Genomic DNA, 19,172 nt, shown 5'->3' with positions numbered 1-19,172 from the left:
CTGATACCGGCCTTCAACGACAGCCCACGAGTTCCGGGAGAGATTCCGAGAGAGATTCCGAAACACCAGTTCCGAGGCAACTTCCATCGGGTCCGCCATCACGGCGGGCCCTGCCGTCCCTGTCGTACCCGCCGGCTCCGCGCCGGCATTCGCGCATTCACGCATGGCCACTTTCGACGTCGGATCGCTCACTCCCGAGCAGATCGCCGCGCTCACCACCGCCCAGCTCGCGACGCTGACGGGGCCGGAGTGGGCGTTGCTGACCGCCGCGCAGGTGGTGGCGTTGACGCCGGTGCAGGTGAGCGCGCTGACGGCGCGCCAGCTCAACGCCCTGGCGTCCGGGCAGTTGTCGGCGATGGAGCTGACCGATGTCCAGGCGATCAACACCGGCGCGCTGCGGACGCTGACCACGGCGTCGCTGGCGGCGCTGACCTCGGACCAGATCCACGCGCTGACCACGACGCAGATCCCCGCGCTGACGGTGGACCGGCTGCGCCGCATGGACAGCGGACAGTTCAGCGCGCTGGACAGCAACCAGATCGGCGCGCTGTCCTCGACGCAGGTGCGCGGGCTGGGCAGCCAGCAGATCGGGCTGCTGTCGACCGACGAGGTCGGCGTGCTCAGCACCGTCGCGATGCAGGTGCTGAACACCGTGCAGATCGGCGCGCTGAGCTCGGACCAGCTCAACGCCTTCAGCACCGAGCAGCTCGCCGCCCTGCGCGGCAGCCAGAGCAAGGGCCTGACCGGCGACCAGCTCGCCAGCCTGCATACCGAGGCGCTGCATGCGCTGTCCACCAACGCGATCCGGGGGCTGAGCACCGCGGCCGTGTCGCACCTGAGCTCCGACGCCGTGCAGGCGCTGGACAGCAGCCAGGTCGCCGCGCTGACCAGCCAGCAGTTCCGCACGCTGGGCACCGACTCCCTGGCCGCGCTGACGACCGAGCAGGCCGCGGCGTTGAACACGCTGCAGATCAAGTCCCTGAGCACCGCGCAGGTGGCCGCCCTGGAGGGCGAGGACCTGGCCATGATCGGGACCAAAGGCCTGCGCGCGCTGAACTCCCAGCAGCTGTCGGCGCTCAGCTCCGACCAGCTCGACGCGCTGACCTCGACGCAGGTGGCCAGCCTGACGTCCACCCAGCTGATCGGCATCGGCAGCGCGCAGCTGCCGTCCTTCAGCACCGACGAGTTGCGCTCGCTGAGCAGCACCGCGCTGGTCGGCCTGAAGCCCGAAGTCCTGGCGGCGCTGAGCGCCGAGCAGCTCGGCGCGCTGAAGACCCTGCAGGTCGCGGCGCTCACGACGCGCCAGTTGGCGGCCTTCGGCACCGACGACCTCGCAGCGTTCTCGACCGCGCAGATGGCGGCGCTCACCTCCGGACAACTGCGTGCGTTGACGCCGGACCAGTTCCACTCGCTGAGCACCGACGACCTTTTCGCGCTGAACAGCAACGCGCTGCGCGGCCTGACGCCAGCGCAGATGGCCGCGCTGGATTCCAGCCAGATCGCCGTGCTGGGCGGCGCGCAGGCCGGCGCGCTGACGACGCTTCAATTGCGTGACCTGAGCAACGAGCAGCTCGCCGCGCTCAGCACCGCCGCGATCCAGGCGCTGTCGACGCGTGTGATCGCGACGCTGTCGGCGGCGCAACTGGACGTGCTGAGCTCGGACCAACTGGTGGCGCTGACCAGCAACCAGGTCCGCGCGCTGACCACCGCGCAACTGGCCGCGCTGTCGCCGCAGGACCTCAACACGCTGACGACGGCGCAGTTCTCCGCCTTCAGCTCGGCGCAGTTCCGCGGGCTGACGACCGACCAGGTCGCGCAGCTGCAGACCGAGGATTTCGGCGCCCTGTCGGCGACGGTGATCCGCTCGCTGAGCAGCGCGCAGATCCAGGCGCTGGACCTGACGCTGGTCGGCGCGATCAGCACCGCCCAGGCCTATGCCTTGAACGCCGGCCAGGTCGGCGCCCTGACCGCCAACCAGTTGCAGGCGCTGAGCACCGACGCGCTGCAGGCGATCAGCACGCTGGCGATCCGCGGCCTGTCCGCGGCGCAACTGGACGCGCTCGGCCCGACCGGCCTCACGTCGCTGCGCGACGGCCAGCTGGCGGCGCTGAGCACCGCGCAGATCCGCACCCTCAACCGGGACGACTTCAACGCGCTGGGCACGGCGCACTTCGCGGCGTTGAGCTCGTTCCAGCTGGCCGCGATCTCCACCGACGAGATCGGCGCGCTGGCGCCGGAGCTGCTGGCCGCGGTGCGTCCGATCTACCTGACCGCCCTGTCGACGGCCCAGATCCACGAGCTGAGCCGGGAACAGGTCGGCGCGCTCGGCAGCGGCCAGACCTCGCTGCTGGGCACCGCGCAGATCGCGGCGCTGACGCCGGCGCAGATCGACGCCCTGTCCACCGACGGCCTGCGCGGCCTGACGCCGCAGGCACTGCAGACCCTCACCACCGACCAGTTGAACGCGCTGGTGCCCGAGCAGTTCGCGGCGATGCGCACCAACCAGGTCGCCTCGCTGACGACCGCGCAACTGGCCGGGCTGACGCAGGCCGACCTGAACGCGCTGGACTCGACCCAGTTCGCGGTGTTCTCGTCCCGGCAGGTGGCGGCGTTCAGCATCAGCCAGGTGGCCAACCTGGAGGCGCAGGACGTCGTCGGGCTGAGCACCCGGGCGCTGCTGGGCCTGAGCTCGGCGCAACTGGGCGTGCTGAGCGGCGACGCCATCGCCGCGATGAGCAACGCCCAACTGGCCGTGCTGACGTCCACGCAGTTGATGGGCCTGACCGCCGGCCAGATCGATTTCCTGAGCACCGCCCAGGTCGCCAGCCTCGGCACGCAGGCCTTGCTGGGCCTGAGCAGCGACCAGTTCGGCTCGCTGGACCTGGGCCAGATCGCGGCGCTGTCGGCCCGCCAGGTCGCGGCGCTGAACTCGCTGCAGATCGCGGCCCTGTCGACGGACGCGCTGGCGGCCTTCACGACCTCGCAGTTCGCGGCGCTGCGCTCGTCGCAGCTGGCGGCGCTGGACTCGGCCCACATCGCGGCGATCGAGACGCAGGACCTCGCCGTGCTGCACTCGACCGCGCTGCGGGCGTTGGGCACCGACCAGATCGGGGAGCTCAGCCTGGACCAGATCGCCTCGCTGCGGCCGGACCAGGTCGGCGCGCTGACCTTCCAGCAGGCCGCGGCGATGCATACCGACCAGATCCAGGCGCTGAGCACCGGCCAGGTGCTGGGCCTGACCAACGTGCAGGTGCTGGCCTGGACCAGCGACCAGATCGCGGCGCTCGACTCGCAGGACATCGCGCTGCTGCCGGGCCGGGCGATCCGGGTCATGGACGCCGGCGACTTCGCCGCCCTGTCCACCGACCAGGTCCATGCGATGACCAGCACGCAGCTGGTCGAGATGACGCAATCGCAACTGGCCGGCTTCGGCACCGACGACTTCGCGGCGCTGACCTCCGGCGCCTTCCGGGCGCTGGGCACGGCGACGCTGAACGCGCTCTCCACCGACGTCTTCGCCAGCCTGGGCTCGGACCAGGTACACGGCCTGAGCACGCAGGTGCTGCACGCCCTGCACAGCGAGGCGCTGGCCGCGATGAACTCCGCCGCGATCGCCGCGCTGGACAGCAACCAGGTGATGGCGCTGACGACGCAGCAACTGGCGGCGATCTCCTCCGAGGGCTTCTCGACGATGTCCAGCGACGAGCTGGCCGCCTTGAGCCGCGACCAGGCCCGGGCGCTGACCGTGGACCAGATCCACGCCATCGGCAGCGACGCGGTCGTCGGCTTCGAGACCCGCGACCTGGCGGCGCTGAACATGGATCAGGTGCTGGCCTTCAGCACCGACGCGCTGCACGCGATGAGCGGCAAGCAGCTCGACGCGCTGTTCCTGGCCACGCCCATCATGCTGAACCTCGACGGCACGGGACTGGGCACGGTCTCGGCGGCGCACGGCGTCAGCTTCGACCTCAACAACACCGGCAACAGCCAGCAATGGGGCTGGATGGCGCAGGGCAACGGCCTGCTGGCGCGCGACCTGAACGGGGACGGCCAGATCAACTCGGGCGCGGAACTCTTCGGCTCCGGCACGATCCTGGCGAACGGCAAGCATGCCGCCAACGGCTACGAGGCGATGGCGGCGATGGACACCAACCATGACCACGTGCTGAACGCCGCCGACGCCGGCTTCGGCCAGTTGCGGATCTGGGCCGACGCCAACGGCAACGGCAAGACCGACGCCGGCGAGCTCAAGACGCTGGCCGAGCTGGGCATCGTCGAACTGGACCTGAACGCCAAGGCCGGATCGACGATCGACAACGGCAACCTGATCGGCCTGATCTCCGGCTACAAGACGGCCGATGGCGTGGCGCACCAGATGGGCGACGTCTGGTTCGCCAAGACGACGGATGCCACGGCCGACGGGTCCCCGCACGCCAAGGCGGCCATCGTCGCCGAGGACCTGCTCGCCGCGCCGGCGGTGGCCACGACCGCCCTGCTCTCCGATGCGGCGCACACCGCCGCGGCGGCGGCCAGCACGGTCTCGACCTCATCCGCCTCCACGACGACGACCCCGCCGGACGAGACCGCCCTGGCCGTCCACCACGCCGCGATGGCGGCCGTGCACGCCACGGCCAGGCGGCTGGAAGAGGACGGCGCGACACCGCTGCTCTAGCCACGGCCAGGCCTCCCGCCCGACAGGCCGCCCCTCAGCCCGCCAGGCAGGGCTTCCACACGAGCGTCCCGCCGCCGCGCCCGGATGACCCCGGCTGTTTCCGCCAGGATCGTGCGCCTGGCATTCAGACCGGCCCGTCGGGATCGACGCTGGGGATCTTGACGCCGGGCGCCCCCCCCCGCGTCGACGCCGACATGCCACGCGTGCCGACCGACCACGGCTCGCGCGGCGGTCGGCCCGCGGGCGGGTCCGTGCGGACACGCCTCCGGCGCGAAGTTGGCCGCCCGCTATCCCTCTTATCCGGGCATGGGAGCGATCCGCGGCGCGACACAATCGTCCAACGATCGATGGGACGGCCGCCCCTGTGGAGGCGCTCGGCCTGACCGTCCGAAGGGGATCTCGCGTTGAAAACACTGTGCATCGAGGGCTGGCGGGGGGTGAATCACTCCATCGCGATGGTCAACCAGAACCAGATCCTGGAGATGGTGAAGGACCTGCGGTTCGAGCTGTTCCACCGCGACGCCCCCTTCTTCATGCCCCATTGGGACAAGAGCAAGCTGGACTCCGGCTTCGCGCCCGAGGAGCGGGCCATCATCGACGGCCTGCCCGATCCCGGCGACCGGGTGATGGACGTGCGGCTGCGCATCGCCTCGCCGGTGCGCCTGGGCGACCCCGCCGCCGCGCGCCGCAACGCGACCTTCGTCGTCACCGAGTTCGGCCTGTCCGGCAAGAGCTTCGATCCGCCGGAGATGGCGCCGTCCGCGCTGACGCAGGGCGATGACATCGTCGTGACGCCGACCCGCTGGTCCAAGGCGCGGCTGGTGGACTACGGCTTCGACGCCGACAAGGTGCTGGTCGTGCCGCACGGCTACAAGACCGACACCTTCTTCCCGATGACGCCCGAGCAGCGCCAGGCCGCCCGCGCGGCGCTGGGCATGCAGCCGCACGAGACCGTCTTCACCAACGTCGGTGTCGCGACCTGGAACAAGGGCATCGACCTGATCCTGCTGGCCTTCGCCGAGCTGCGCCTGCAGGGCCTGCCGGTGCGGCTGATCCTCAAGGACCACCAGGGCCTGTACGGCATCGGTGTCGAGCGCGTCTTCGCGGAGATGGCGGCGCGGGCGCCGCAGTTGAACTCGTCGCAGGTGCGGGACGGGATCTCGGTGCTGTCCACCAGCCTGAACCTGCCGCAGTTGCGCTCGCTGTACGCGCTGTCCGACGCCTACGTCTCGCCCTACCGCGCCGAAGGCTTCAACCTGCCGGTGCTGGAGGCGATGGGCTGCGGCACGCACGCCATCGTCACCGGCGGCGGCGCCACCGACGACTTCACGCCGCCCGAACTCTGCCACCGCCTGCACAGCCGCCCCGGCACCGACGCCGATTCGCCGCAGCCGGTCGGCGCCTTCGTGGTCCCCGACCTGGACGACCTGCGCGAGGCGATGCTGCAGGTCGTCGAGCAGCGGCTCACGCCCGCGCCGCGCCGCGAGACAGCCCGGCAGCGGCTGGCGCAGCGCTTCTCCTGGGCGACGGTGACGAAACAACTGCTGGACCTGATGTGACATGAGCGCCAAGCCCAGCCTCGCCGTCGCCATCGTCGACACCGACCTGCACGTCCTGGCGCGCCAGGCGCTGCTGCACAGCATGCGCGCGATGGAGCAGCAGGGCCTGCCCTTCAGCCAGGTGCTGATCTACTCCGACCGGCCCGAGCTGTGGCCCGGCCTGCCGGTGATCCCGGTGCCGACGCTGCGCTCGATCACCGAATACAACCTGCTCATCACCCGCGAGCTGGCCAAGCACCTGAGCGCCGACTTCGTGCTGGTGATCCAGTACGACGGCTTCGTGCTCAACGCCGACCAGTTCTCGCCGCACTTCCTGCACTACGACTACATCGGCGCGCCGTGGCCCAACTACGAGCGCAACGACGTCGGCAACGGCGGTTTCTCGTGGCGCTCCAAGCGGCTGGTGCACGCGGTCGCGCAGCTGGACTACGACGACCCGACCGAGGCCGAGGACCTCTTCATCTGCCGCACCATGCGCGAGACGCTGGAACGCGCCCACTGCCGCTTCGCGCCGAAGGCGATCGCCTCGCACTTCTCGGTCGAGTTCCCGGCGGTGCCCTACCCGACCTTCGGCTTCCACGGCATCTTCCATCTGCCCAATGTCTATCGCGAGATGCCGGACTTCCTGATCGACCACCTGTCCGACCGCGTCGTCAAGACCCGCAGCGGCTACCTGCTGCCCGGCCTGCAGGCGGTCGCCCCGGCCGCGGCCCAGCGGCTGCAGGAACGCCTGGCGGCGCTGGGCTGATCGCCGCGCCCGCGCAAACCCGCCGGGCGCCCCTCGCAAGAACGACCCGAGACTCCTCCGAAAGCCCGCGATGAACGCCAAGAAGCAAATCGTCATCCTGATCCCCCACGGCGTGCAGACCGGCGGCCCGGAGGCGCTGCACCAGCTGTCCGACTCGCTGATCCGCCAGGGCCACGACGCGCGCGTCTGGTACGTGCTGCCGACCGACCTGCCGGCGGTCGACGACCTCTTCCGCCGCAACGGCCTGACCGCCGGCACCGCGCTGAAGCTGCAGCCGCGGCCCAACACCGTGGCCGACTACGCCAAGTACCAGGTCCGCCTGGCCGAGGAGATCGCCATGACGCCGGACACCTGCGTGGTGCTGGCGGAGACCTATGTGCACTGGCTGCGCTACTTCCAGCCCTGCACGCCGATGGTCTGGTGGCTGAGCATCGACAACGCCTTCGAGTACCTGTCGGTCAACAAGATCAACCTCAACCTGCTGCGCAGCGAGCGGGTGCTGCACACCTACCAGTCGGGCTACGCGCACGGCGTCATCCGCGCGCTGGGCTGCACGCGGACGCTGCCGCTGTCGGACTACACGCCCGGCAAGCCGGAGCCCACGGACGGCGCGCCCGCCTTCGACATCGCCGCCAAGACCGACATCGCGCTCAACGCCAACCACAAGGTCGTCTACGACGTCGGCGCCATCGCGGCGCGGCTGGAGCGCGAGATCGGCTGCAAGGTGCACCTGATCCGCGGCATGACGCGGGCGCAGGTCTACGACGCGCTGGACCGCAGCCAGCTGTTCATCGACCTGGGCACCTTCCCCGGCAAGGACCGGCTGGCGCGCGAGGCGCTGATGCGCGACTGCTGCGTCTTCGCCCTGGACGTCGGCGCGGCCCGCGACTACGCACTGCCGGACGAGTGCTACTTCAAGCCGGACCAGGTGGACCAGGTCTTCGCCGGCGCCAACGAGCTGATGCGTCGGCACGCGCTGTATCTGGAGCTGTCGCGCCCCGCCCAGCAGGCGGTGCTGCGCGAGCGGATGATCTTCGAGCGCGAGGTCGCCGGCCTGGCGCACGCCTTCGGCGCATGACCTGACGCCGCGTCGCCGGGGCCGCCTGTCGCGCCTTTCCCGCTGGTTTCCCTCCCGACGCCCGGCCTTGAGCCGGGCGTCGCGCTTTCGGACCGAGCCCGCGGCGCCGCGGCGATCGCCGTCGATCGCGGCCGACGGCGCCCGCCTGGTCGCCGCCTTGTAGGTCAATCGACTACACGAGGATCGGTAGAACCGCACGGAACCGGATATCCCGCCATCACATTGATATTCGCCCCGATGGCGCCCATAGTTCGTGACAGCCGCGGCGTACCGCCGACGGTGCACGTCAGGGGGAAAACCAAATGAACTTCTCGTCCTTCAAGGTCAAGACCAAGCTATGGCTGGGCTTCGGCGTCATGGCGCTGATCGTCATCGCGGTGTCCGGCGCCGCGCTGTACTGGCTGGACCACTCCAACGCCCGCTTCGAGGAGTACCTCAACGGCGTGGCCAAGCGGGAGCGCCTGGTGATCGCGCTGCAATCGGCGGCGAAGTCGCGGGCCATCGCGGCGCGCAACCTGGTGCTGGTGACGACGCCGCAGGACCGCGCGATGGAGCTGGACGCGGTCAACAAGTCGCACGAGGCCGTCAAGCAGTCGCTCGCGAAGCTGAAGGACGACATCGGCGGCGGCCTGGACGCGACGGCGCAGGACAAGGTGCTGTTCGAGAAGGTCGCCGCCGTCGAGGAACAGTACGGTCAGGTGGCGCTGGCGATCGTCGGCCTGGCCAACGAGGGCAAGCGTGACGAGGCCGTCAACAAGATGAACAGCGAATGCCGGCCGCTGCTGGCCTCGCTGCTGGCGGTGACCGGTGATTTCATCCGCTACGAGGACGACCGCTCCGCCGCGGAGACGGTGGCCGCGGCCCAGCGCTTCGGCGACGACCGCATGCTGCTGATCGTGACGGCGCTGCTGTCGGCCGGCGTGGCCGGCCTGCTGGGCTGGTTGATCAGCCGGGCGGTGACCCGTCCGCTGAATCGCGCGATCCAGGTGGCGCAGTCGGTGGCCGACGGCGACCTGCGCGACGACATCGACGTGGCCGGCCGCGACGAGTTGAGCCAGCTGCTGGGCGCGCTCAAGTCGATGAGCGGCAACCTGTCGACGATGGTCTCCAGCGTGCGCCAGGCCGCCGACGGCATCGCCACGGCGTCCACGCAGATCGCCACCGGCAATCAGGACCTGTCCATGCGGACGGAGACGCAGGCCAGCGCGCTGCAGGAGACGGCCTCCTCGATGGCGCAGATGACGGCCACGGTGCAGGTCAACACCGAGTCCTCACGCAAGGCGACCGGCCTGGCCGATGCCGCCGCCCAGGTGGCGGGCCAGGGCGGCGAGGTGGTGAGCCGCGTGATCTCGACCATGGAGCAGATCAACGGCTCCAGCAAGCGCATCAACGACATCATCGGCGTGATCGACGGCATCGCGTTCCAGACCAACATCCTGGCGCTGAACGCGGCCGTCGAGGCGGCCCGCGCCGGCGAGCAGGGCCGCGGCTTCGCGGTCGTGGCCGGCGAGGTGCGCGCGCTGGCGCAGCGCTCGGCGCAGGCGGCCAAGGAGATCAAGACGCTGATCTCGGACAGCGTGCAGAAGGTCGACGCCGGCGGTCAGCTGGTGCAGGAGGCCGGCCGCACGATGGGCGAGATCATGACGCAGGTCCGCAAGGTGACCGACCTGATGGGCGAGATCAACGCGTCGACCGAGCAGCAGAGCACCGGCATCGTGCAGGTCAACGAGGCGGTGGCGGCGATCGACCGCGGCACGCAGCAGAACGCGGCGCTGGTGGAGCAGAGCGCGGCGGCGGCGGAGAGCCTGCGCCAGCAGGCCCATGCGCTGACGGACGCGATCGCGCGCTTCAAGGTGCGTGAAGGCGGCATGTCGCTGGCGTGACGAGGAGCACGACGCGGGCGCTGGCGCGGGCGTGCACGCGCGGGTGACGGCGCGCCTAGAATCTGCCACCCATGCACCCCTCCTCCGCCCTCGTCGATCGTTCCCGTCACACCATCCTGGTCGTCGACGACGACGAGGCCAGCCGCTACGCCACCGCGAAACACCTGCGTCATGCTGGCTTCCAAACCCGCGAGGCCGCCACCGGCGAGGAGGCGATCGCGCTGGTCGACGCGGCGCACGCCGTGGTGCTGGACGTCCACCTCCCGGGCATGAGCGGGCTCGACGTCTGCGAGCGGCTGCGCTCGCTCGACGGCCATCTGGACCTGCCGATCCTGCAGTGCTCGGGCATCTTCACCCGCGATGCCGACAAGGTGGCCGGGCTGCGCTCCGGCGCCGACGCCTACCTGACCAAACCCGTCGACGAGCAACTGCTGATCGCCAACCTCGACGCGCTGCTGCGCAACCGCGAGCGCCTGCGCCGCCTGGCCGATCAGCTGGACGACACGCGGCGCCAGGAGGACAAGGCGCGCGACCTGTTCCTCGCCGTGCTGGGGCATGACCTGCGCGGCCCGCTCGACGCCATCCTCATGAGCGCCACGCTGATGGTGCGCACCGAGGAGTCGTCCCCCACCGCGCTGCGGATCGCCTCGCGCATCCTGTCGTCGGGCGACCGCATGAAGCAGATGCTCGAAGACACGACTACGCCCGCGTGCGCCTGGGCAGCGGCCTGTCGCTGAGCCGCGAGCCGGTCAGCCTGGGCGCGGTGGTCACGGCCGTCGTCGACGAGATCGAGGCCGCCAGCCCGTCCGCGCGCATCGTCCTCAAGGACGGCGCCAACACGGTCGGGCAATGGGACCGCGCCAAGCTCAGCCGCCTCGTCATGAACCTGCTGCGCAACGCGGTGCAGTACGGCGACCCGGAGCAGGCCATCCAGGTCGTCCTGGACGAGTCCGACGGCAACGCGCGCCTGCGCATCGAGAACGCCGGGGATCCAATCCCGGCGGACGTGCTGTCGCAGATCTTCGAGCCGATGACCCGCGGCGACGCCGACGTTCAGCGACGCGGCACCAACCTCGGGCTCGGCCTCTTCATCTGCCGCCAGATCGTCGACGCGCACGGCGGCAACATCTCCGTGCGGAGCGACGCGACCGGCACGCATTTCCTGGTGCTGCTGCCGTGCTGAGGTCCGGGACCGGCACAGGCGCGCGGGCAGTCCTCGCGCCGCCACCGCCAACGCCAACACGAACCGCCATCGACATCGATGCCGGCGGGGTCGTCCGTCAGCGCGCCGCGTCGAAGCGCCGCGCCACCTCGGTCCAGTTCACGACCTGGTAGAACGCCGCGACGTACTCGGGCCGGCGGTTCTGGTACCGCAGGTAGTAGGCGTGCTCCCAGACGTCCAGGCCGAGGATGGGCGTGGCGCCCGAGCCGACGCCGGGCATCAGCGGGCTGTCCTGATTGGCGCTGCTCTCCACCGCGAGCTTGCCGTCGGCGCCGACCACCAGCCACGCCCAGCCGCTGCCGAAACGCGTCAGCGCGGCCTTGGTGAAGGCGTCCTGGAAGGCGGCCTGGCCGCCCAGGTCGCGATCGATCGCCGCAGCCAGCGCGCCGCCCGGCGATCCTCCGCCGCCCTGCCCGGCGGGCGCCATCACGGTCCAGAACAGGCTGTGATTGGCGTGACCGCCGCCATGGTTGCGCACCGGGCCCCGCAGCGCAGCGGGCAGTTCGTCCAGGCGCGCGATCAGCGCCTCGACCGGCAAGTGCGCGAAGGCCGTGCCGTCGACGGCCGCGTTCAAGCCGTTGACGTAAGTTTGATGATGCTTCGCGTGATGGATCTCCATCGTCCGCGCGTCGATGTGGGGTTCGAGCGCGTCGAAGGCGTAGGGCAACGGAGGAAGGGAATGGGACATGCACGACTCCAGGTGGAGCCCACCGCGTCGTGCTGCCGAAGGAATGCCTGCATGAGCAGACCTCCCCCCCAAGGGTCGCTGGTGCGTGGGACGGGGAACAGGGGCTCCGATTCTCATCGCAAGCCCCGCCCCGCCCAAGCCGCGCGCCGAGTAGGCCTTCGCCCCCGATGGACTTGCGCGAGCCTGGGACCGGGCGACGGCACACGGCGCGCCGCATGGGGTCAGGTGTTGCGCCGGACTTCGCGCCTGGACGCTCACGTCCCTGCAGGCCAGGGCCAGGATCCCTAGGTCTTGGCGCCCTTGACCCGATTCGCCAGGAACACCTCGCCGATGTCCAGCGAGCTCTCACGCCCGACCTTGCCGGCGCAGGTCACCAGCCACTTCTGCGCCGCGGTGCGCCCGAGCGCGAAGAGCGCCGTCAGCAGCCCGGGATCGGTGTTGAGCTTGCTCGACGCGCCGAACGGCGCCAGGCCGTCCTCGTCGGCCACGCGGTGCAGCCGCATCTGCTTGTAATGCGTCGGATCGATGCGCCGGTCGCGCAGCAGCCGCTGCACGAAGAAGATCGCGCGCATCTCCGCGACCAGGCTGGCGTTGAAAGTGATCTCGTTGATGCGATCGTCGATTTCGGCGGCCGTGCGCGGGATGCCGGCGTGCTCGCGCGGATTGATCTGAATCAGCAGCACATCGTCCGACCGCGTGCCGTAGACCAGCGGCCACAGCGCGGGGTTGCCGGAGAAGCCGCCGTCCCAGAACGGCTCGCCGTCGATCACCACCGTCTGCGCGCTTTGCGGCAGGCAGGCCGAGGCCATCAACGCCTCGATGCTCAGGTCGTCGCCGCTGAACACGCGCGGCTGGCCGGTGCGCACCGAGGTCGCGGTGACGAAGACCTTGATCGGCCCCTTGCGGATGGCGTCGATGTCGACGTGCCGCCGGACGATGTCGCGCAGCGGATCGAGGTTGAACGGGTTGAGCTCGTACGGGCTCCACAGCCGCAGCCAGGCTTCCCAGGCGGCGTAGCCGGGCCAGGCGCTGCGGTTGTAGAACCAGGCCGGCATCTCGGGCCGCGGAGGTGCGCCGGGCGCGGCCGTGCGGCCGACGGCGTCGAAACACGCCGGCACGCCCGACACGTCCTGCCAGAACCGCGACATCGCCTGCCGCGCCCCGAGCGCCCCGCCCTGCGCGAAGCCCGTCGCCATCACCGCCGCGTTCATCGCGCCGGCGCTGGTGCCGGAGACACCGTCGAAAAGCAGCGTGCCGTCCTCCAGCAGCGCGTCCAGCACGCCCCAGGTGAAGGCGCCGTGGGAGCCGCCACCCTGCAGGGCGAGGTCGATGGACCGCAGCCCACCAGCAGCGGCCGATTCGTCCAGCGAGGGAGCGGGATTCTTGCGGAGCGGTCGGGCGGGAGTCGGCATGAGGTGCGTGCCGGCGATGGTGGTCAGCGCGGTGGCGCGTCGTTCGGCAGCCAGCGCTTGTGAATCGCCTGAAAGCTGCCGTCGCGCTTGAGCTCGTTGAGCTGCGCCTGCCACGCCGCCACGGTGCCGGGCGGTGTGTTCCGGGAGAAGGCAATATAGCCCGCCGTGCTGGCGAAGCTGAAGACTTCCTCCAGCGCGTCCGCCGGCAGGCCCGCCTGCGCCAGCGTGCTCGGCATCGTCAGCTTCTCCGCCGCGAACAGCGGTGCCCGGCCCGCCGCCAGCATGCGCACGCCCTGTACCGGATCGCTGATCTGCTGCAGGTTGCGGAAGCCCGCCGATTGCAACTGCGCCAGCGTGTACCAGTCACGCACGACCAGCACCTTGGAGATCTGCCTGGCCGCGGCCAGCGAGCGCAGCCGGATGCGGCTGCCGGCGCGCGCGTAGAAGGTGCTCTGGAAGGTCACGATCGGCCCGACCCAATGGAAGAGCTTCTCGCGCTCGGGGATCCGCGCGGCGGAAAAAAGCGCGGCGGGCGGCCCCTCCTGCGCCTCGCGGAACGCGCGCGCCCAGGGCATGAACTCGATCGGCAGCGCCTGGCCCAGCCGCTGCTGAATCGCCTGCACGATGTCCACGGCCAGGCCCCGCGCAAGACCGCCCTCGGTGAAATTCACCGGGGGGAATTCTTCGCTCAACAGGCGCAGCGACGCAGTCGACGACCCGAAGCCCGCGGACGGCCCCATGCCCGGCGCGATCGCCGGCAGCGGCGCCGAGGGCGCGGGAGGGGGCAAGGCGGCGCGGCCCGCGGCGCGCGCGCCGCTCAGCCAGGCCAGACCCAGCAGGGCCAGGTGTCGTCGATGCATCCGTGATCCGCCAAGGGCTCTTGAAGGGAACTTGAAGGAAGGGGCTCGAACGATGATAGGCGGTGGTTACGGTTGGTGACGTTTCGTTTTGGCAGGACGCGACGGTCGGGACGCGCATTCGTGCGCGGAGCCGGGCCGGGAAAACACCGAGCGGGCGTGTCGCCGAGCGGACAGCGGCGGCGCGCCCGTCCCGCGTTCACTTGCCCGCGCGCAGCTTCGCCAGTTGCCCCTGGGTCTCGTTCCACAGGTCCATGCCCACCTGCGTCGCGATGCCCGCGTTCACGCGGGTCAGCTTGTCCCGCATCCGCGCGGCCTCGGCGGCGCTGAGCTCGTTGACCTGCATGCCCTTGGTCTTGAGCTCGGCCAGCGCCTTCGCGGCTTCATCGCGCGTGTCCTTGCGCTCGAAGTCGCGGCTCTTGATCGCGGCCTGCTGCAGCACGGCCTGCTCGTCCTTGGACAGGCCGTCCCAGAACTTGCGGCTGACGGTCACGATCCACGGGCTGTAGACGTGGTTGGTCACGGTCAGGTACTTCTGGACCTCGTAGAACTTGGCCGACAGGATGGTGTTGTACGGGTTCTCCTGGCCGTCGACGGCATTCGTCTCCAGCGCGGTGAACAGCTCCGAATACGGCAGCGGCACCGCGTTCGCGCCCAGTTGCTTGAAGCTGTCGAGGAAGACGTTGTTCTGCATCACGCGCAGCTTGATGCCGTTGAGGTCTTCGAGCTTCGTGACCGCGTGCTTGCTGTTGGTCAGGTTGCGGAAGCCGTTTTCCCAGTAGGCCAGGCCGACCATGCCCTTCTCGGCCAGCTTGCCGCGGACCTTGTCGCCGACCGGGCCGTCGAGCAGCGCATCGGCCTCGCGCACGTTGTTGACGAGGAAGGGCGTATCCCACAGCGCCATTTCCTTGGCGATGCCGACCAGCGTCGCGGTCGATCCCACCATCATTTCCTGCGCGCCGCCGATCAGCGCCTGCTGCATCTGCGTGTCGGGCCCCAGCGCCGCGCCGCCGATCGCGCGCACGCGCATCTTGCCGCCGGAGAGCTTCTGCACCTCGTCGGCGAAGACCTTCACCGCGCGGCCCTGGTTGCTGTTCTCCGCCAGCCCGTAGCCGAAACGGATCAGGCGCGGCTTGATGTCGGCGGCCTGCGCCGAGGTCGTGGCAGTCACGGCCAGCGCGGCGGCGGCGATCAAGGCGAGGCGACGGGACAGGGTGAGCGTCTTCATGGGGGTGTCTCCTGGGTCGTTGTCGGGGGTCTTGGGGCGTCGGCCGATAGGCCGCCGATCAGCGCATCCATTTCATCGGCGCGATGACGAGTTGCGGGAACGCGGTGAACAGCACGAGGATCAGCGTATAGGTGATCAGGAACGGATTCACGCCCTTGATGACCTGGTGCATCGACATCCGGCCGACACCGGCCACGACGTTCAGCACCGTGCCCACCGGCGGCGTGATCAGGCCGATCGCGCCGTTGAGCACGAACATCAGGCCGAAGTACACCGGGTCGATGCCGGCCTTGACGGCGATGGGCAGCATCACCGGCGCGAAGATCAGGATCGTCGGCGTCAGGTCGAGCGCGGTGCCGATCAGCACGAGGATCACCATCATCAGCGCCATCAGCAGCCGCGGCGATTCGATCAGGCCGCCGAGCCAGCCGCTCAGCACGCCGGGCAGGTCGGCCAGGGTGATCATGTAGCTGGCGACCTGCGCGCCGGCGCACAGGAACATCACGATCGCGGTCGTCTTGGCCGCGCGCACCAGCACGCCGTGCAGGTCGCGCAGGCTCATCTCGCGATGGACGAGGAAGCTCACCACCAGCGCGTAGAACGCGGCCACGACGGCGGCCTCGGTCGGCGTGAAGACGCCGGTCTTCATGCCGCCGATGATGATCATCGGCATCAGCAGCGCCCAGAACGCCTTGGCGGTGGCCTTGAGGCGATCGGCCATCGGCAGCGGCTGACCGGGCGGCAGGTCGATCTTGCGCAGCTGCAGCTTCCACGCGATCAGCAGGCCCAGGCCCATGAACAGCCCAGGCACGATGCCGGAGATGAACAGCGCCGAGATCGAGGTGTTGGTCGTGACGCCATAGATCACGAACGGCATCGACGGCGGGATGATCGGCGCGATGATGCCGCCCGACGCGATCAGGCCGGCGGAGGTCGCCATCGGGTAGCCATGGGCGCGCATCATCGGCAGCAGGATGGTGGCCAGCGCGGCCGTGTCGGCCAGGGCCGATCCGCTCATGCTGGCCATCAGCACCGCGGCGCCGATCGCGACGAAGCCCAGCCCGCCGCGGATGTGCCCGACCCACGCCTGCGCCATCTGGATGATGCGGCGGCTGATGCCGCCGGCGTTCATCAACTCGCCGGCCAGGATGAAGAAGGGCACGGCCAGCAGCGGGAAGCTGTCGATGCCGGCGACGAGGTTCTGCGCCAGCAGCTGGGTGTCCCAGAAATCCAGCGCCCAGGCCATGCCGGCGCCGGTCAGCACCAGCGCGAAGGCCATCGGGATGCCGATGCCCATCAGCAGCAGCATGCCGCCGCAGAAGACGAGGAAGGAAAGTGCTTCGTTGCTCATGATGTCCGCCCTGCCCTCACTCGACGTCCGACTCGTGCTCAAGATCGAGCGGCTTGTTGCGCGCCAGCTCCCACAGCGCCATCACCGCGATCGCCACGCAGGACAGCAGCGCTGGCAACGGCAGCAGCGCGTTGGAGTAGCCCAGCACGACGGAGTTGCTGTCCATGCCCACGATCACCTGCTGCCATGCGCCCCACGCGACCAGCCCGGCCGCGACGATCACCGAGACGCGGATCAGCGCCGTGATCGCCGTCAGCGCGCGCGGCTTGCGACGCAGCGGCAACAGCAGGCTGGTGAAGGCCATGTGCTCGCCGCGCGGATAGGCGGCGGTGGCGCCGATGAAGACCATCCACACGAACAGCAGGCGGGAGAGTTCCTCGCTCGCCGCGACGCCGCTGCCAAAGCCGTAGCGCAGCACGACGTTGATGAAGACGGCCAACGCCATCACGCCCAGGCACAAGGCCATCGCGGCCTCGCTGGCGGTCTGCCAGCGGGAGCGCGGTTGGTCTTGCGAGGACGGTTTCGTCGGTTGGGGATCCTGCGCGGAGGCGGTCATGGTCGAGTCTCCTGGTTGTTCCGCGGGGTCAGCAGATCGAGCGCTCGCTCGACCTGCGCCGATAGCGCCAGCGTCGCCGGCACGGTCACGACGCCTGGCTCGCCGATCGGCGATTCAAGCGTGGTGAACTGGCTGTCGACGAGGCTGGCCGAGAAGAAATGACGATCGGCGCGATCGGCCACGCGCTGGAGCGCGAGCGCCTTGTCGATGTCGATGAACACGAAGCGCAGCGCCGGACAGGCCAGGCGCAACCGGTCGCGATAAGCGCGCTTGAGCGCCGAGCAACTGAGCACCACTGGGGCCTGGTCGGCGAGCATCTGCCCGAGCCGTTCCAGCCAACCCCAGCGGTCCTCGTCGGTGAGCGCCTGACCGGCCTGCATCTTGGCGATCGAGGCCGGCGAATGATGGGCGTCGCCCTCGATGAACACCCACCCGAGCGCCGTCGCGAGCCCCTGGCCCACGCTGGTCTTGCCGCAACCGGCCACGCCCATCACGACGATGGCGCGGGCGGAAATGGATGCTGCGTTGGCGGCGGTGGGGGTCATTGGATAGCGCTATCCCGAATTCTGAAAAGAGACGGCGATCGGGAGATCCGAGGTCGCCGTCAGGTCCTTGTCACTGGAGAGAAGGCCCATCCAGGGATGGCTCACCAAGATGGGATAGCGCTATCTTAGGTGGTGCATCGGGGCACCAGGAGAGGGATTACGCGAAGTTTGGGGACGCTGATGCACATCCACCTCGGCCCCAGAAGGCAGCCGTCAACCGTAGCGCAGCATCAAGGGCACATGCCAACTTTGGCATCGGGTGAGTCGCCTTAACTCAATCCCTCTCAGCAGGTTCGACCATTCAGTGTTCGCCCATCTTTCATACTTACCGCAAACGAGCAGAAAAACTTATTATCGTCTGTCTTGGAGCAAACAAGATTTCCGGCGCTTTTTGAAGTCAGATCGGCGGCACAGCGATCCTTGGCGGGCTTCTGCGACATACCGTTGTACATATCAATTGCCGCTTGCCCTTCGATAAAGAAAACCGCACGATCGCGCTTCTCCCCAGGCATAGGATCGACCAAATGGGCTCCTGAAACAGCGTACCTGCCTTGCAACGACTTATATTCCTGAGCCGGCACCATCCCACACCAAAAAATTGTGAAGAAGGATAGCACCACGCGAACGCTTGAAATCCTCATTTGCCTTTCCTTACCTCAATATGGAGGTGATCATCATGGCCTTTCAAGGGCGCAACTCCCTTGATATTAGGGTCGTTGAAATACACTTTCACCACATCCGGATTATTCTTCAGGATATCCACCATCCGCTGCGTCGCCGCCCGGTCGTACTGAGGACTTTGCCAGCTGACGCCAGTTTCCTTTCCATCGATCCGGATCGGGCGAATATCGATCTGAAGTCCGTCGCGGTGGGAGCTGTGAGGAGGGAACACCGAATCGTCGGCCAGGCTCACATTTCCAATGCCGATGCGCCGGAGATCGATTTCACCCCAATTGTGATCCAGATTGTAGATGACAGCCAAAGCGCCGGCCTGGGCATAAGAACCCTCACCATTTGCAGGAGTGCCATATCGATAGAAATTGGCTTCCTTATCGTTGGGCACTTTCCAACAGGAAGCATGTCGAGCACAGTTGAATAGATAACCAAAGGCCGCCGTTTCTGCACCGTTCGCGAATTTCCCACCGCCCAACACCGAGGCCGTACCTCCGATGACCGCGCTGGCGATCGCTCCACCAATCAGTCGTCCGCCGAGCATCTCACCGAGATCATTCTTGAAATCAATCGCAGCTTGTGAGAACCCTGCGCTCAACATTCCAGGCCCGCATTTCCCACCTCCGGTCATCGAGGTCACACACCCCACCACCCCATGCACCGCCACGGCTTGCCAAGAGCTCTCGCCCCAGCCGCCCATA

General features: G+C 68.9%; 16 protein-coding genes. 7 read left to right on the top strand and 9 right to left on the bottom strand.

Annotated elements, in window-relative coordinates:
• Positions 1–163: 163 nt before the first annotated feature.
• The 7 genes from CDN99_RS24690 (at position 164) to CDN99_RS24660 (ending at position 11,123) form a co-directional block, all read left to right on the top strand.
• Positions 164–4,672: an SPM autocatalytic domain-containing protein gene (locus CDN99_RS24690; protein ID WP_088387826.1), complete on the top strand. Its 4,509-nt coding sequence runs from the start codon at positions 164–166 to the stop codon at positions 4,670–4,672.
• Between the two features lie 437 nt (positions 4,673–5,109).
• Entirely contained in the window at positions 5,110–6,231 is a 1,122-nt protein-coding gene (locus CDN99_RS24685) for a glycosyltransferase (protein ID WP_141100976.1), read from the top strand.
• A 1-nt stretch (position 6,232) separates the two neighbouring features.
• Entirely contained in the window at positions 6,233–6,979 is a 747-nt protein-coding gene (locus CDN99_RS24680; protein ID WP_088387822.1) for a DUF5672 family protein, read from the top strand.
• 70 nt (positions 6,980–7,049) lie between these two features.
• The gene (locus CDN99_RS24675; protein WP_088387820.1) at positions 7,050–8,057 is read left to right on the top strand and encodes a hypothetical protein; all 1,008 of its coding nucleotides are present in this window, start codon (positions 7,050–7,052) and stop codon (positions 8,055–8,057) included.
• Positions 8,058–8,359: 302 nt separating this feature from the next.
• On the top strand, positions 8,360–9,940 hold the full coding sequence (locus CDN99_RS29685; RefSeq protein WP_088387818.1) for a methyl-accepting chemotaxis protein: 1,581 nt from the start codon (positions 8,360–8,362) through the stop codon (positions 9,938–9,940).
• A 71-nt stretch (positions 9,941–10,011) separates the two neighbouring features.
• Positions 10,012–10,677 (top strand): ATP-binding response regulator, encoded by a 666-nt coding sequence (locus CDN99_RS24665; protein ID WP_088387816.1) that lies wholly within the window; start codon positions 10,012–10,014, stop codon positions 10,675–10,677.
• A complete protein-coding gene (locus CDN99_RS24660; RefSeq protein WP_088387814.1) occupies positions 10,650–11,123 on the top strand; it encodes a sensor histidine kinase in 474 nt (157 codons plus the stop codon). The genes CDN99_RS24665 and CDN99_RS24660 overlap by 28 nt, the downstream gene beginning before the upstream one ends.
• Positions 11,124–11,220: 97 nt before the next feature.
• On the opposite strand, the gene CDN99_RS24655 is transcribed toward CDN99_RS24660, so the two are convergent.
• The 9 genes from CDN99_RS24655 to CDN99_RS28800 all read right to left on the bottom strand — a co-directional run.
• Complete coding sequence (locus CDN99_RS24655) at positions 11,221–11,850, bottom strand: superoxide dismutase (protein ID WP_088387812.1); 630 nt, start codon at positions 11,848–11,850, stop codon at positions 11,221–11,223.
• 284 nt (positions 11,851–12,134) lie between these two features.
• A complete protein-coding gene (locus tag CDN99_RS24650) occupies positions 12,135–13,262 on the bottom strand; it encodes a patatin-like phospholipase family protein (protein WP_088387810.1) in 1,128 nt (375 codons plus the stop codon).
• Positions 13,263–13,285: 23 nt separating this feature from the next.
• Positions 13,286–14,122, bottom strand: coding sequence for a substrate-binding periplasmic protein (locus CDN99_RS24645; RefSeq protein WP_088387808.1), 837 nt, complete (start codon positions 14,120–14,122; stop codon positions 13,286–13,288).
• Positions 14,123–14,318: 196 nt separating this feature from the next.
• Positions 14,319–15,347, bottom strand: coding sequence for a TRAP transporter substrate-binding protein (locus CDN99_RS24640; protein ID WP_088387806.1), 1,029 nt, complete (start codon positions 15,345–15,347; stop codon positions 14,319–14,321).
• Between the two features lie 58 nt (positions 15,348–15,405).
• The gene (locus CDN99_RS24635; protein WP_088387804.1) at positions 15,406–16,698 is read right to left on the bottom strand and encodes a TRAP transporter large permease; all 1,293 of its coding nucleotides are present in this window, start codon (positions 16,696–16,698) and stop codon (positions 15,406–15,408) included.
• 16 nt (positions 16,699–16,714) lie between these two features.
• Positions 16,715–17,254, bottom strand: a complete 540-nt coding sequence (locus CDN99_RS24630) for a TRAP transporter small permease (protein ID WP_088387802.1) — start codon at positions 17,252–17,254, stop codon at positions 16,715–16,717.
• Positions 17,251–17,799: a gluconokinase gene (locus CDN99_RS24625; protein WP_238139693.1), complete on the bottom strand. Its 549-nt coding sequence runs from the start codon at positions 17,797–17,799 to the stop codon at positions 17,251–17,253. The genes CDN99_RS24630 and CDN99_RS24625 overlap by 4 nt, the downstream gene beginning before the upstream one ends.
• Positions 17,800–18,083: 284 nt before the next feature.
• On the bottom strand, positions 18,084–18,440 hold the full coding sequence (locus CDN99_RS28475) for a hypothetical protein (protein WP_141100975.1): 357 nt from the start codon (positions 18,438–18,440) through the stop codon (positions 18,084–18,086).
• The coding region (locus tag CDN99_RS28800) for a hypothetical protein (protein WP_202820318.1) at positions 18,437–19,172 on the bottom strand (736 nt) is incomplete at its 5' end. The genes CDN99_RS28475 and CDN99_RS28800, both read right to left, overlap by 4 nt.

The organism is Roseateles aquatilis (assembly GCF_002205645.1).
GTDB lineage: Bacteria > Pseudomonadota > Gammaproteobacteria > Burkholderiales > Burkholderiaceae_C > Roseateles > Roseateles aquatilis.
This window is presented reverse-complemented; position numbering and strand designations above follow the sequence as displayed.